The organism is Priestia sp. 53B2 (assembly GCF_056099005.1).
The window spans coordinates 117,417-131,700 of sequence record NZ_JBLZXA010000030.1 but is presented as its reverse complement, the minus strand read 5'-3'; the positions used below and the strand labels follow the sequence as shown (position 1 = coordinate 131,700).

Genomic DNA, 14,284 nt, shown 5'->3' with positions numbered 1-14,284 from the left:
ATAAATGAGCATAGGTCAAATTTTTCTCATTCTCGCGCCTATCTTTTTTGTCATTTTGCTTGGTTATTTAGCAGGGCACTTTAAAAAATTTGATAAGCAAACGTCTAAGGGGCTCAACACATTAGTAACGAAGTTTGCGCTTCCTGCACACTTATTTGTAGGTGTAACGACAACGCCAAGAAAAACACTCATAGACGAATGGCCGTTTTTAGTAGCGCTGATTTTAGGAATCGTCGGGTTTTACCTCATTATATTGCTCGTCGTGAAGTATGCAGGGAAGCATACGTTAACTGCCTCTTCTATGTTTGCCCTAAACTCAGCTCAGCCAACGTTTGCTTTTATGGGCATCCCAGTACTCGGAGGATTGTTCGGTGCAGGCGCAGTAGCGATTCCAATTGCCATAACAGGAATCGTGGTGAATGCGATTTTAGATCCGCTGGCAACGATTTTAGGAACCGTTGGACAACGGGGGCGGAAAGAAGGGGAAGAGAAAACAAGTTTATTTAAAGTAACGGTTCATTCCATTTTGCATGGTTTATCTGAGCCTTTGGCATGTGTACCGTTAATTGGAGTGATTTTAACGCTTTGCGGCTTTCAGTCACCTAAACTTTTACAGGATATGCTTGATCAAATCGGGAGTATCACATCGGGAGCGGCTTTGTTTGCGGTAGGAGTAACGATTGGAATTGGAAAAATTAACTTCAGTAAAGGCGCGCTTGGGATCGCTGTCTTAAAAGTAGCGGTTCAACCGATCGTTATGCTTGGAATCGTAGTATGGATAGGGTTGTCTTCAGATGAAGTGACAAAAGCTATTTTACTGGTAGCTTTTCCTGGGTCTGCTGTAGCTGCGATGATTGCTTTGCGGTTTGAAAGCTTGGAAAACGAAACGGCATCTGCTTTTGTTATTAGTGCTATTTTATCGTTGGTTACGCTGCCGCTTCTTATTTCTTGGCTTATGTAAATAAAAAAACGAAAGAGGAGAATTCCTCTTTCGTTTTAAGACGGATTAATAAGCTAATGCAAATAATCCTTTGATATGAGATAAGTAACGAACGTTACTTGCTTCTTTCATAAGTGATGCTGGTAAACCTTTTAATTGCGTTTTGTTTCCGCCGATTGTACCAATTGCATCTTTGCGTCCAAGACTTCCTAGTGTACCAGAGAAAACAGGAACGAATGATTCCATTGCTCCGCCGCGAATAGCTACTGCTAAGTTCACGCCTACAACTTCACCCATTTGCCAAGCTAATTGAGCAGTAGGTGGGTAAGGGCGACCTTCTGGACCCATTACAACCGCTGAGTCACCAGCAAGGAATACATCTTTATGAGATGTAGATTGTAAGAATTCATTTACAAGTGCACGACCGCGGTTTACTTCGATACCTGAGTTAGCAACTACAGAGTTACCTTGAACTCCGCCAGTCCATACCATTGTTTTTGTTTCAATTTTGCTTCCGTCTTTAAGTTCAACAGTTGTAGCATCCATTTTTGTTACAGGTGTACCAGTAACGAATGTAACGCCACGTTTTGTTAAGCTTGATTGAGCGCGCTCTACTAATTCAGCAGGGAAGCCTGGAAGAACTGTAGGAGCTGCTTCTACACAGTATAGAGAAATTTCTTTTGGATCAACACCGTGTTTTAGACATAGGCTTGGCATTAAGTCAGCGTATTCACCAACAAGTTCGATACCTGTTAATCCGCCGCCGCCAACTACGATTGTACCGTCAGCTTTATTTTTTGTTTTGCTGTATTCAGCGATACAAGCTTCTACGTGTGCACGTAAACGGTTTGCATCATTTACTGATTTAAGAACGAAGCTGTGCTCTTCTAAACCAGGGATACCGAAGTAAGCAGTTTCACTACCTAAAGCTGTAACAAGGTAGTCGTAGCTTAATTTTGTACCATCTTCAAGAGATACTTCACGTTGATCTGGTGAGATTTCTTTTACCGTTGCAATTTTTAAATCAACGTTGTAGTTTTTAAGTAATTTATCAAGTGGTAAAGCTACCGCTTGTTCAGAAACGCCGCCTACAGCTAGACGGTGTAATTCTGTAATGATTTGGTGAGTAGCAAAACGGTTCACTACTGTAATTTTTGCTTCATCCGCACTTAGGTGTTGGCGAGCTGTCATTGCAGTTAATAAACCACCGTAACCGCCGCCTAAAATTAAAATATGTTTTGACATAGTCGATCCTCCGTCCACACTTTTTAATGAAGATTATTTTTGTTTTTCGTTTGTAATGTCTAAATACGCTTGTGCAAAGCGGAATAGTTTTTGAGCTTGTGGATCTTTAAGCATGCGTAATAAACCGAATAAACCGATTGAATTAGAAGCATTTGCTTCTGCACGATCGTTTGCTTCGATTGCAGTAGCTGCAAGACCTTTTACTGTTCCTTCTACTGGCTCGATAAATTCTTTTACTCCACCAAGTAGATCTTCTTTTAATACGTCGTCAGTTAATAATGATTGCGCAACGTCGTAAGTTTTTGTAAGCACCGTTACCATTTCAGATAATTTTGGTAAATTATCTACAAGAACAGTAAGAGCTTCTTGTACTTCAGGCTTTAACAATTGATCTAACACATCCGCTTGACCTTTGTTAACTGCCGCTTCTGTTTGTACAGCAGCATTTTCCTCTGCAGCTGATTTTTGAATAGTTGATTGAGACATGAAAAGTCCTCCTTTGCTGGATACTGTTGCATATGTAGTTCCTAGTTATCTGCTAGACTTTCAAACTACATTGTGAAGTTGTGAAATCTTGCACATAATTCTATTTTAATTTTAATACGAGATAAAATCAACTCATTTCGTTGAAAAAATAAGTGAAGAACCTCGTAACCCTTTGTTTAATAAAAGTTTATAAAAAATAAAGCGAATAATTGCCTAGGTAAATAAAATTAAAATAGGGAACTAACATGATTCCTATTCCTACGATAAAACAAATAACGTCATATTTCAACACATACGAACTTAATATTCTATAAGTAGTAAAAAGATAGGGCGCATTTACTATTTAAAGAGTTTTCAAAAAATTACATTGACTTACTATGGTGTTCTACATATAATCTAAATATAACATCTTATGTAAGGAGATATAACATGGTTATAGTGGATGAACTTTATCATAATGTGGTCATTACATTGCCTCAATTAAAATTAATTGAATTTATAATGAAGTTAAAAGAAGCTAAAGCACAAGAAATAGAAGATATAAAGACGAAAATTAGTAAATATGAAGAGAAGAAACGTGCTGAAGAAGCTTGGTATCAATCACTATCACCGTTTCGTAAATTTTTTACCGGGCGTCCCTTAAGTCAGCACCAAGCGGTTGAGTATATGGTATACGTAAAGGAGCGCTTTAAAAAAATTGATCACCTTAAAGCTCAAATGCGAGAGCTTCATGAAGTTCTCGAACTAATAAAAGCAGAAAATGAAGAAACAAGTGAAATTACGCTTTCGCCTGCTATTGTACAAGAAATAAAGCGGCTAAAAAGCAGTGGAGGCGTGGTTATATGAGCGTTAATGAACTAAGTTTAGGTGTAAATACAACGTGGGTCGTGTTAACAGCGGCGATGATTTTGTTAATGGAAGGCGGCTTTGCCTTGCTAGAGGCAGGTTTTGTCCGCTATAAAAATAGCGTGAATATCATTATGAAAGTATTCGCCGATATTACAATAGGAACGCTTTGTTTCTATTTAATTGGTTTTGGATTAATGTACGGTGATGATTTAGGTGGAGTTGTCGGTAAAAGCGGTTTTGCGCTATCAGGTAATTTATCGCACCTTGACATTCCAATTGGACTTGAAACGTTTTGGTTGTTTCAATGTGCTTTTGTCATTGCTGTCATTTCTATTGTTTCTGGAGCAGTAGCAGAACGAATTAATTTCCGTGCGTACCTTTTATATGCGATTTTGATGACTACATTTATTTATCCTATAGCCGGACACTGGATTTGGGGAGGCGGATGGATTAGTAAGTTAGGGATGCTTGATTTTGCCGGTTCGGCAGTTATCCATGCTCTTGGCGGTTTTTCAGCTTTAGCAGCTGCAATCATGATTGGACCAAGAAAAGGGAAGTTCACGAAAAATGGAATTAGTTCTGTTTCTCTTCCAAGCAATTTGCCGCTTGCATCAGTGGGTGCCTTTTTATTATGGTTTGGATGGTTCGGGTTTAATGCAGGAAGTACGCTAAGTGCCACTGACGTTAGAATTGGTCACATTGCTATTGTCACAATGTTATCAGCAGCAGCAGGCGGAGCAGCTACTTTATTTTATACTTTATTTCGCTACAACCGTTCAGATGCACCTTCTGTAATAAATGGATCGCTTGCCGGACTGGTTGGCATTACGGCCGGGTGCGCTTTTGTTAACACACCATCTGCTATTTTTATTGGAGCTGTATCTGGCTTATTAATGATGGCAGCTACAAACTGGCTCGAAGCACGTCAAATCGACGATCCTGTAGGAGCTTTTCCTGTACACGCTGCTTCGGGAATATGGGGCACGTTGGCTGTGGGCTTGTTTTCTACAGACGGCGGTGTGTTTACAGGAGGAGGCTGGACGTTACTTGGCGTTCAACTTCTTGGGTTAATCGCTCTATGCGCTTGGGGATTTGTTACGACGTGGATAGGGTTAAAGGTTATTTCCTTGGTGGTTCCGCTTCGATCTACGGAAGAAGAAGAAGAAGTGGGCTTAGATATCAGTTACCATGGTATCATGGCAGCTCATCAAGCTCCTGAATTTATTGAATATGAAAACTACTATGCGGAAGTAAAAGAAAAAGCCGCAGATTCGTAATAAAAGGCCGCTCTTTATAACAAATGGGCGGCCTTTTTATGTAAAAAAAAATAGATTTAAAATACTTGGTTTAAATGATTGAAAAGTCAGAATATTTGTGTTATATTATAAAAAAGCCAAGGAGTTGATTTCTTATGAAAAAGAATTTACTTAATTCACCGCAAAAATCCAACGGAAAGGTGCTTGATGCATTATTCGCTGAGATGATTTTAGACAAGGCGATTGCAGAATTTCGTAAAGCACAGCTAAAAGAAGAAATCGACCGCACGCTATTGATGAAAAATAAAGAAGAGTTTTTAAAACTCTCATCAGAACTTAAACAAATTTCTTAATTACTTACTATACTTCACACACCATCTATTTTTAGGTGGTGTGTTTTATTTTTGAGACCTGCTAAAAGGGATTAATTAGTGATAATTATGAATATATTCCTATTTAAAACTTTATTTACATTAATTGTATTGACTTCTTTTATGGATTTTTTTAACATAAACAAGAATTAAAGAGGAGGGGTTTGGTTGGGACATCTATTATTAGTAGATAGCTTGATTGCAGGTATTGTTTGCATTGTGTTAGGAATTTTATTTAGAGCTCATAAAACAAGCAAATTTTTGTATGGCATAGGGATTGTGTTTGGGCTTATTTTTGTCATTGGGACGGTCACCCATTCTCCATCTAATACGGAAACTTCATCAGTTACAGCTGAGAAAGTAGAAGCAAATCAAAAAGACAGTAAAGACACGTCAGAACTTAAAGCTCTCGTTACTAAGGGAATGACAGATAAGGAATTTCAAAAAGAAAAAGAGAAAGCCGCTTTTCAACAGTCAGACTTAATTGCGTTAGGTAACGGAGAAGTCGGATATGTGATCAAGGCTGAAGACGGTTACGTTGTAGCTGATACGAATGGCGAAACCATTTCAAGCGTTGAAACGTTTAAAACGGCTGATGAAGTAGAACAGTATGAATTAAATGAAGTTAAAAAAGTACATAAAGATGTAAGAACAGTTGATGCTCATTATACGGCTTCAGATTTAGAAAGCTTAGAAGATTTTGATCAAAAAATTAATGAAGTGCTGAAGCGCGTTAATCTTACAAAAAAAGAGTTTAATGAACTAAAATTAAAGGATGTTAAGACATTAACTTCTCATGAAATAGAAGTAATGAAGGCTATACGTGATTCTGTTTCTCCCCTTACAAAAGATACGCTGCTGCAAAAAACGATCCCTGCTAAAGATATTGAAAAGTATGTAGATGGATCTTATACGGCAGTGGGAGGATATGTAGCTAAAGCTGAAGATGTTCACGATATTACTTCGTACAAAGATTTTGTTGAAAGCTTACGTTTAGATTACACCGATGGTTCAGGCAAAAGGCCGTTTCCTGAAGAAGGATCGACGTACGGTGTAATCAAATTTAAATCGCAAGCGGTAAGTCACGTTGATATTCCCTACGGAACTGTGTTCGGAGGGAAAACAACAGATGGACCTCCATGTACGCTTAATGGGTTTACAGGATCTCGAAACGGGGAAACCGTTCCAGAGTTCAAATTTGATAACTATTATCCACCAGCAAACGGAGCGGAACTATACCAAGTGGTAAATGGGGAAGAAGTACTTTTAGCTACCTATGTGGCAGAAGAAAAACGATTTGTACCAGCGGTTGCTAACCCAATGTAAAGGACTGGTTTTTTGTGATTCGAAAAGGTTTGTATGCAGCATATAATGAACGAGATTACGAATGTTATGAAACGGAAAACGGGTGTGTAAAGCTGATTAGCTATGATAAAGGCGATGTAGCAAATGGATTCATTCCATACAATGACACGACTTTTACAAAAGAAGTTCCTCGTGATGCTGTTGAAGAAGTGTTTTTTGTAGCTCCGTATGCTACTTATCAAAATGAAACGTTTGGTGTGTCAGATGCTTCTGATCGTCGAGTGCTTTTGACCACATCTGAAAAAGAAAAAGCTGATAAATATCATTTTCAACGAACGGATAAATATCTATACGAAAAACATGTGTTAAAAGAAGAAGTGAGGTTAATGGAGAAAAAAACTCCTTACTCATAAGACGCCATAATAAAAAGAGGATGCACTCGCATCCTCTTTTTATTTAATCAATTTTCTTGAAGTGTTTCTGTTCGTATTATCATTTGTACGAAGGAAGGTAATGCCAAGACCGATTAATCCTCCTACAATAGCAGGAACTACCCAGCCGAGACCCACTCCATACATAGGTAGAATCGATGTAAACAGATCGTTTACTGCCGCAATTTTGAATCCAGCAGCATTTAAGCCATCAAATAAACTAACGATAAACGTGAACAGAAGGCTTACTTGGTAGACTTCAGAACGTCCTTTAAATAAAGGATGTAAAAATGTTAAAGCAATTAACACAATAGCTAACGGATAAATAGCTGTTAAGACCGGAACCGAAATAGCGATTAATTCCGTTAAACCAAAGTTTGCTACAACGGCGCTGAATGCTGATAAAATGACAGCAATCAACTTATAAGAAACACTTGGAAACAGCTTATGGAAAAAGGAAGAACAAGATGTTACAAGGCCTACACTCGTCGTTAAACAAGCAACGGTAATCATCAGACCTAAAAGAATTCCTCCGTAAGAGCCAAAGTAGTAATTCGATACTTCAGCCAAAACCGTGCCTCCGTTATCAAGACGTCCAAGCTCTGATACGCTTGAAGCACCCATATAGGACAATGCGCTATAAATAAGAGCTAAAATAACGGCAGCGATAGCCGTAGCTTTTGCACAAATTGAGATAATTTGTCGGTTTGTTTTTGCGCCTTTTTCTTTAATTGCATTAATAATAATAATTCCAAAAACAAATGATGCGAGTGTATCCATTGTTAAGTAGCCTTCTTGAAAGCCTTTAAAAAATGCGTGTGTTGTATAAGCTTCGCTTGGCGCTTCGAATTTTCCAATCGGGTTCACAACGGCTACAATTACCAATATTCCAATAAACGTTAATTTAATAGGTGTTAAAACTTTTCCTACTAAATCGACAATTTTCGCGGGATTTAGCGAAAAAAAGCACGTAATTGTAAAGAAAATTACTGTGAAAATGATAAGAGGAAGGTGACCTGAATTTTCTGATAAAAAAGGCTTAACGCCAATTTCAAAAGAAACACTTCCCGTTCTTGGCATCGCAAAAAGCGGTCCGATTGCCAAGTATAAAATCGTAGTAAAGATAATACCGAAAGCCGGATGTACGCGACTAGCTAAAGACTGTAGATCCTCTTTTCCGGAAAAACCAAATGCGAGAACGCCTAGAAGAGGCAGACCTACACCCGTTACTAAAAATCCAGCGTTTGCTGACCAAATATTGCTTCCAGCAGATTGACCTAACATCGCAGGGAAAATTAAATTACCTGCACCGAAGAATAGGGCAAAAAGCATAAAGCCAATAACCACTATAAATGAAAAAGGAACTTTGTTTGACACGTTAAAACCTCCAAAATTATAAATGCTTTTTATTATCGTGTTGAATAATTAAAATTTTCAGAATTTTATATTCGAATAATAAAAATAAACATGTATCGTATTATACTAACCTAAAATGCATATTTCAATATAAAATTTTATTTTTTTAATTTATTCGCTGAAATAGCAAAAATAGAAAAATAAGCAGCGAAAAAATCTCGGTATACAACAATCATTTGATATGATAAAACAGAACTGTAAGTTTTAAAAATTTGCATGTGCGTTCTTACATTTTTTTAGTAAAGAGCTGTTTACATAAGATGCTGTAAGGGTGTATATTTATACACGGTTCGTTGAACCGCATATGCTCAATGGGTGAAAGTCAACTGTGCGAAAGGAGCAAGAAAGTGAAAAGGTTAGGTCTAGCAACTCAGATTCTAATTGGACTGATTTTAGGCGTAGCTGTAGGTGCTATCTTTTACGGAAGCGATACGGCCATTTCTATTTTACAGCCGGTTGGAGACATATTTATTCATTTAATTAAGATGATTGTCGTACCGATTGTGATTTCAGCATTAATCGTAGCGGTCGCAGGAGTGGGCGACATCAAAAAATTAGGTAAGCTTGGCGGAAAAACAATTCTTTATTTTGAAATTGTTACAACCATTGCGATTGTAGTGGGGATTATTGCCGCGAACTTATTCCACCCTGGTGCAGGGGTTGATATAGGACATATTGAAAAAAGCGATATTTCTCAATATGAGGCAACGGCAAAAACGTCTGAAAGTACAGGGGTTGCTCAGGAGCTTCTTCATATTGTTCCGACAAACGTCTTTCAATCGGTAGCAGAAGGCGATCTTTTACCAATCATTTTATTTTCCGTACTGTTTGGTGTAGGCGTAGCTTCGATTGGAGAGAGAGGAAAACCTGTTTTAGCCTTTTTTGAAGGCGTCTTGGATGCAATGTTTTGGGTAACTAATTTGGTGATGAAATTTGCTCCAGTAGGTGTATTTGCACTTATTGGTGTTAATATTATAAAGTTTGGTGTCGGATCACTTCTTCCATTAGGAAAATTAGTGTTCGCCGTTTACTTCACCATGATTTTCTTTGTGCTTGTGGTTCTTGGAATTATTGCTAAAATGGCTGGAACAAGCATGTTTACGCTGCTAAAAGTGTTAAAAGACGAGCTGCTTCTTGCTTTTACAACGGCAAGTTCAGAAGCGGTTTTACCATCTCTTATCAAAAAGATGGAAGACTTCGGTTGTTCTAAGTCGGTTACATCGTTTGTCATTCCAACAGGCTACACGTTTAACTTAGATGGTTCAACCATTTATCAGGCGCTGGCATCGCTGTTTATTGCTCAAATGTACGGCATCGACCTTTCCATTATGGATCAAATTCAGCTCCTTCTTGTGCTAATGTTAACCTCAAAAGGAATGGCTGGTGTACCAGGGGCATCGTTTGTAGTTGTACTTGCTACACTTGAATCTATGGGCTTCCCTCTTGAAGGCATGGCATTTATTGCAGGAATTGACCGCATTCTTGATATGATGCGTACCACAGTTAACGTAGTAGGAAATGCTTTAGCTGCAATTGTAATGTCCAAGTCAGAAGGCGAGTTTGATAAGCAAAAATCATTAAATTATATAAATGAATTAAAGAAATCAAACATAGCTTAAAACAAAAAAGCCGGGCAGCTGCCCGGCTTTTTTGTTTGGAGCTGCCTGTTATCTTTTTTGAAACATATGGTAAAATAAAAGAAATGAGAGACAAAGGAAGTGTCATAATGACGGAAACTGTTCAGTTAATTAAAAAGCTTGTTTCGATTCCCAGTCCTTCTGGAAATACAGAAAAGGTGATTTCATTTGTCGAAGACTATGTAAAAGAGCTAAATATTCAAACGTATCGCAATCGAAAAGGAGGCTTAGTCGCTACTATTCCCGGTAAAGATACAGATCACCACCGCATGCTGACGGCTCATGTCGATACATTAGGTGCTATGGTAAAAGAAATCAAACCGAGTGGGCGTCTGAAAATCGACTTGATTGGAGGATTTCGCTACAATTCTATTGAAGGAGAATATTGTGAAATTGAAACTTCATCAGGAGAAGTATTTACAGGAACCATCCTGATGCATCAAACATCTGTTCATGTGTATAAAGATGCAGGGAAAGCTGAGCGAAATCAAGAAAATATAGAAATTCGACTGGATGAAAAAGTACATAGCGCAGAAGATGTTCGCAGCCTTGGAATTGAAGTCGGCGACTTTGTTTCGTTTGATCCTCGTATAGAAATAACAAAAAGAGGTTTTATTAAATCTCGTCATCTCGATGATAAAGCAAGCGTAGCTTTATTGCTTCAGCTCATGAAAACAATTCAAGAAGAACAGATCGAACTGCCATACACTACGCACTTTCTCATTTCAAATAATGAAGAAATTGGATACGGAGGAAATTCGAACATTACGCCTCAAACAGTAGAATACTTAGCTGTTGATATGGGTGCTATGGGAGATGGACAATCTACCGATGAATACACCGTATCTATTTGTGTAAAAGATTCAAGTGGCCCTTATCATTATGGTTTGAGAAAGCATTTGGTGGAGCTAGCTAAGCAGCATGATATTCAGTACAAATTAGATATTTATCCGTTTTACGGATCAGACGCTTCTGCTGCTATTCGTGCCGGACACGATATCGTACACGGCTTAATTGGTCCAGGAATTGATTCTTCTCATGCGTTTGAGAGAACGCATCAAGATTCATTGAACCATACGTATAAGCTTCTTTATCACTATGTGCAGTCGAACATGGTTCTACTTTAAGAGAGGAATATTTAATTAGTGTATTTTTATGCAAAATAAAGAGCAGGACGGGATTGTGATGTCTGTACTTTCTTTTTTTAATAAATACTATATATTTTTTTACTGGTGAAGCAACAGTTGGTTAAAAAAGCACCCTTTTTAAAGAGGACTGCTTAAACCTTTTGTACATTGTGTTCATTTACAGAAGTTAAAATGTTTTTAAATTTTAAAAAGTTTCTTGTGACAAGTTTTGTAGAATGGGTTTTCAAAAGGAAATGGTTTCGGCATAATGTGGATATAGCGATCACTACAATAATCGGAGGCGAATCTTTTCATGTGGGTACTGACGGTATATGCTGGAAAAGAAATGAAAATGTTTGAATTTGAAACTGAAAAGCAGGCGAGAGAAGCGTTTGCTAAAACAAATGGCTGTAAAGTCCTTTCAGAAGTTGTGTATTATAATGATCCTCATTTAACATTAGTAGCTATATAATGAAAAAACAAGAGCTGATTTTATGCTCTTGTTTTTTTATAGATGCTTGTATCTTCCGAAAAGAATAGAGTTGAAATAAAAAAAAATGTACGCTATGATATGGTAGTTACTTCTATTATTCTGATAGTTTAAAAGGTTCATATATATCAAACAGCAACAGTAAAGATGCCAAGAAGGCTTAATAGGGAAACTGGTGAAAGGCCAGTACTGTCCCCGCAACTGTAAGTGTGGACGAACGAGTATAACCACTGTGAAGAAATCACGGGAAGGTTCTCAAGTAGAATGATACACAAGTCAGGAGACCTGTCTTTATTGTGAAGTTTCTATTTCTCCGGGGAGCGGGAAGGAAGACGTTGGCTTAAAGTGGCATTCGTGTACACTCTTATTCTGACGTTTTACCCGCTCGCATATTAGCGAAGCGGGTTTTTCTCGTAGCGTAAAACTACATATCGTGCAAAAAAGGTGCGCAATGTTCACATTGCGTTAAATGGGAAGTCTGGTGTGAAGCCAGCGCGGTACCCGCCACTGTGAAGAGGAGCTGATTGCATATGCCACTGTATTCGGGAAGGCGCAATCAAGTGATGAATCGAAGTCAGGAAACCGGCCTTTTTCTAATGCGAAGCTTACCCTACGGGATATAGGTGGAAGTGCAAAAACTTAGTTTGAATTTTCTGCGCCTCTATCATTGATAGAGGCGCTTTTTTTAGTAAAGGAGCGATGAGTGTGACGACGTGGAACTTAAATGGAACAAAACATCACGTATTGATTTGTAATGGAAGCAGCTGTATGAGAAAAGGTGGAGAAGAAGCCACGCAAGCTATTCGAAATAAGGTGACGGAACTGGATTTGGATGAAACGGTTCATACAACGCGTACGCGCTGTAACGGACGATGCAAAGATGCTCCAGTAGCTATCGTGTATCCTTCAGGAGATTGGTACAAGCAGGTCACTGAAACCGTCGCTCACCGAATTGTCGAAGAGCATTTAGCAGGAGGCTGCAGTATAAGGGAATCGCTTATCTATGAATATGATCAAAACGGTTTCGTTTCTCCGGAAAACAGTGACTCCATAGAAGGAATTGACAAAGTAAAAAGTAACGCATAAAGGAGGAGCTAGCATGAAAGGTAAACTGTTAGTTATTGGATTTGGGCCAGGAAGCTTTGAACATATTACACAGCGAGCAAGAGAAGCCATTCAAGAAAGTGATATGATCATCGGTTATAAAACCTATGTGGAACTAATTCAAGGACTGTTAACGAATCAGCAAATTATTAGTACGGGAATGACCGAAGAAGTAAGCCGTGCACAAGAAGCTGTAAAGCAAGCTGAAGCAGGAAAAACCGTAGCTGTTATTTCAAGCGGAGATGCAGGAGTATACGGAATGGCAGGCCTTGTGTATGAAGTGTTGATTGAAAAAGGCTGGAAAAAAGAAACGGGCGTAGAGCTGGAAGTAATTCCTGGCATTTCGGCTATTAATTCATGCGCATCTCTCCTTGGAGCGCCCGTGATGCACGATGCTTGTACGATTAGTTTAAGTGACCACCTTACGCCTTGGGAGCTAATCGAAAAAAGAATTGAAGCAGCTGCACAAGCAGATTTTGTAGTGGCTTTTTACAACCCAAAAAGCGGAAGACGAACAAGACAAATTGTTGAAGCACAAAGAATTCTATTAAAGTACCGTTCCCCTGATACGCCTGTTGGCCTTGTGAAAAGCGCTTATCGTGACCGTGAAGAAGTCGTAATGACTAACTTAAAAGACATGTTAAACCACGAAATAGGCATGCTGACTACCGTTGTTGTCGGAAATTCATCTACGTTCTTTTACGACGATTTAATGATTACACCGCGAGGATATCAGCGGAAATATACCCTCAACCAAACAGAGCAGCCGCTAAGACCGCATCAGCGACTTCGAAAAGAAGCAGAACCATGGGCTCTCGATCAAGAAGAGACTGTAGAGCAAACAGCTTCAGCTATTGAAGCAGTTCAGGACACAAGAGAAGAAAAAGCAACTTCACGAGCTCTTGCAGAAGAAGCGCTTCAAGCAATTTTAGGTGAAACCACTTCTGCGGTCGTACACCAGTCAATACAGTCTATTTTCGAAGTGGCGGTTAGTCCAGGACTTGCAAATAAGAAATTCACGCCTGTTCAAATGACCACACTAGCAGAAGTTGTTGGTGAAAAAGGTACGATGGAGTATACACCTGACCATCAAATCAAACTGCAAATTCCAACGGCTCAGCCAGACGTGATTATTAAAAAGCTCCAAGCAGCTTCCTTTTTACTATCTCCGGTCGGAGACGTGTTCACAATCAAAGCGTGTGATTTTTGTGACGGAGAAAAAAGCGATGCTATTCCACATACGGAAGAATTACAAAAACGCCTTGGGGGAATGGACATGCCAAAAGAGCTGAAGCTTGGTATTAATGGATGCGGTATGGCCTGTTATGGTGCTGTTCAAGAAGATATCGGCATTGTCTATAGAAAAGGTGCTTTTGATTTATTTTTAGGAGCTAAAACGGTTGGACGCAATGCGCATTCAGGTCAAATTGTGGCGGAAGGCATAGCGCCCGATGACATTGTTGAAATAGTGGAGAACATTGTCCATGAATATAAAGAAAAAGGTCATCCTAATGAGCGATTTCATAAATTTTTTAAGCGTGTGAAGAACGTTTATGGATTCGACTATCAAGATATAACACCAAAAATAAAAGTAGAACCAGCTCCGTGTGGAGATTAAAAAATGGGA

Annotated in this window: 14 protein-coding genes and 2 riboswitches; of the genes, 11 read left to right on the top strand and 3 right to left on the bottom strand. The window is 38.7% G+C overall.

The genetic code is table 11. The features are described 5' to 3' along the window. The first annotated feature begins 4 nt into the window (after positions 1–4). Complete coding sequence (locus tag ACN6NE_RS25280) at positions 5–961, top strand: AEC family transporter (RefSeq protein WP_129709964.1); 957 nt, start codon at positions 5–7, stop codon at positions 959–961. Positions 962–1,006: 45 nt separating this feature from the next. Here the strand turns inward: ACN6NE_RS25280 and ACN6NE_RS25275 are convergent, their stop codons facing one another. Next, a complete protein-coding gene (locus tag ACN6NE_RS25275) occupies positions 1,007–2,185 on the bottom strand; it encodes an NAD(P)/FAD-dependent oxidoreductase (protein ID WP_013057328.1) in 1,179 nt (392 codons plus the stop codon). Positions 2,186–2,218: 33 nt separating this feature from the next. After that, positions 2,219–2,671, bottom strand: coding sequence for a DUF1641 domain-containing protein (locus ACN6NE_RS25270; protein ID WP_013057327.1), 453 nt, complete (start codon positions 2,669–2,671; stop codon positions 2,219–2,221). Between the two features lie 429 nt (positions 2,672–3,100). Here ACN6NE_RS25270 and ACN6NE_RS25265 point away from each other — a divergent pair, with 429 nt between their 5' ends. The 5 genes from ACN6NE_RS25265 (at position 3,101) to ACN6NE_RS25245 (ending at position 6,865) form a co-directional block, all read left to right on the top strand. Beyond that, on the top strand, positions 3,101–3,517 hold the full coding sequence (locus ACN6NE_RS25265) for a hypothetical protein (RefSeq protein WP_129709962.1): 417 nt from the start codon (positions 3,101–3,103) through the stop codon (positions 3,515–3,517). Then, on the top strand, positions 3,514–4,797 hold the full coding sequence (locus ACN6NE_RS25260; protein WP_474328035.1) for an ammonium transporter: 1,284 nt from the start codon (positions 3,514–3,516) through the stop codon (positions 4,795–4,797). Before ACN6NE_RS25265 ends, ACN6NE_RS25260 begins: the two co-directional genes overlap by 4 nt. A 134-nt stretch (positions 4,798–4,931) precedes the next feature. Continuing rightward, complete coding sequence (locus ACN6NE_RS25255) at positions 4,932–5,129, top strand: IDEAL domain-containing protein (protein WP_013057324.1); 198 nt, start codon at positions 4,932–4,934, stop codon at positions 5,127–5,129. A 186-nt stretch (positions 5,130–5,315) separates the two neighbouring features. Then, positions 5,316–6,473, top strand: coding sequence for a hypothetical protein (locus ACN6NE_RS25250; protein ID WP_043982907.1), 1,158 nt, complete (start codon positions 5,316–5,318; stop codon positions 6,471–6,473). Between the two features lie 14 nt (positions 6,474–6,487). Next, the gene (locus tag ACN6NE_RS25245; protein WP_474328033.1) at positions 6,488–6,865 is read left to right on the top strand and encodes a hypothetical protein; all 378 of its coding nucleotides are present in this window, start codon (positions 6,488–6,490) and stop codon (positions 6,863–6,865) included. Positions 6,866–6,904: 39 nt separating this feature from the next. Here ACN6NE_RS25245 and brnQ read toward each other — a convergent pair whose 3' ends face one another. Next, positions 6,905–8,260 carry a branched-chain amino acid transport system II carrier protein gene (gene brnQ, locus ACN6NE_RS25240; protein WP_129709954.1) on the bottom strand — a complete coding sequence of 452 codons (1,356 nt, stop codon included), beginning with the start codon at positions 8,258–8,260 and terminating at the stop codon, positions 6,905–6,907. A 386-nt stretch (positions 8,261–8,646) separates the two neighbouring features. Between brnQ and ACN6NE_RS25235 the strand changes: the two genes are divergently transcribed. The 5 genes from ACN6NE_RS25235 (at position 8,647) to cobJ (ending at position 14,275) form a co-directional block, all read left to right on the top strand. Beyond that, on the top strand, positions 8,647–9,918 hold the full coding sequence (locus ACN6NE_RS25235) for a cation:dicarboxylate symporter family transporter (protein ID WP_474328031.1): 1,272 nt from the start codon (positions 8,647–8,649) through the stop codon (positions 9,916–9,918). Positions 9,919–10,025: 107 nt separating this feature from the next. Next, on the top strand, positions 10,026–11,063 hold the full coding sequence (locus ACN6NE_RS25230; RefSeq protein ID WP_129709950.1) for a M42 family metallopeptidase: 1,038 nt from the start codon (positions 10,026–10,028) through the stop codon (positions 11,061–11,063). Between the two features lie 313 nt (positions 11,064–11,376). Then, the gene (locus tag ACN6NE_RS25225) at positions 11,377–11,535 is read left to right on the top strand and encodes a hypothetical protein (RefSeq protein WP_013057318.1); all 159 of its coding nucleotides are present in this window, start codon (positions 11,377–11,379) and stop codon (positions 11,533–11,535) included. Positions 11,536–11,681: 146 nt separating this feature from the next. Beyond that, positions 11,682–11,860, top strand: a riboswitch (cobalamin riboswitch). A 118-nt stretch (positions 11,861–11,978) separates the two neighbouring features. Next, positions 11,979–12,158: riboswitch (cobalamin riboswitch) on the top strand. Positions 12,159–12,258: 100 nt separating this feature from the next. Further along, entirely contained in the window at positions 12,259–12,639 is a 381-nt protein-coding gene (locus ACN6NE_RS25220) for a (2Fe-2S) ferredoxin domain-containing protein (protein WP_129709948.1), read from the top strand. Between the two features lie 13 nt (positions 12,640–12,652). Next, positions 12,653–14,275 (top strand): precorrin-3B C(17)-methyltransferase, encoded by a 1,623-nt coding sequence (cobJ, locus tag ACN6NE_RS25215; RefSeq protein WP_129709946.1) that lies wholly within the window; start codon positions 12,653–12,655, stop codon positions 14,273–14,275. The last annotated feature ends 9 nt before the right edge of the window (positions 14,276–14,284 follow it).

Coding starts and splice junctions, on each gene's coding strand:
- ACN6NE_RS25280 (WP_129709964.1), top strand. CDS start 5: ATGAGCATAGGTCAAATTTTTCTCATTCTCGCGCCTATCTTTTTTGTC.
- ACN6NE_RS25275 (WP_013057328.1), bottom strand. CDS start 2,185: ATGTCAAAACATATTTTAATTTTAGGCGGCGGTTACGGTGGTTTATTA.
- ACN6NE_RS25270 (WP_013057327.1), bottom strand. CDS start 2,671: ATGTCTCAATCAACTATTCAAAAATCAGCTGCAGAGGAAAATGCTGCT.
- ACN6NE_RS25265 (WP_129709962.1), top strand. CDS start 3,101: ATGGTTATAGTGGATGAACTTTATCATAATGTGGTCATTACATTGCCT.
- ACN6NE_RS25260 (WP_474328035.1), top strand. CDS start 3,514: ATGAGCGTTAATGAACTAAGTTTAGGTGTAAATACAACGTGGGTCGTG.
- ACN6NE_RS25255 (WP_013057324.1), top strand. CDS start 4,932: ATGAAAAAGAATTTACTTAATTCACCGCAAAAATCCAACGGAAAGGTG.
- ACN6NE_RS25230 (WP_129709950.1), top strand. CDS start 10,026: ATGACGGAAACTGTTCAGTTAATTAAAAAGCTTGTTTCGATTCCCAGT.
- ACN6NE_RS25225 (WP_013057318.1), top strand. CDS start 11,377: ATGTGGGTACTGACGGTATATGCTGGAAAAGAAATGAAAATGTTTGAA.
- cobJ (WP_129709946.1), top strand. CDS start 12,653: ATGAAAGGTAAACTGTTAGTTATTGGATTTGGGCCAGGAAGCTTTGAA.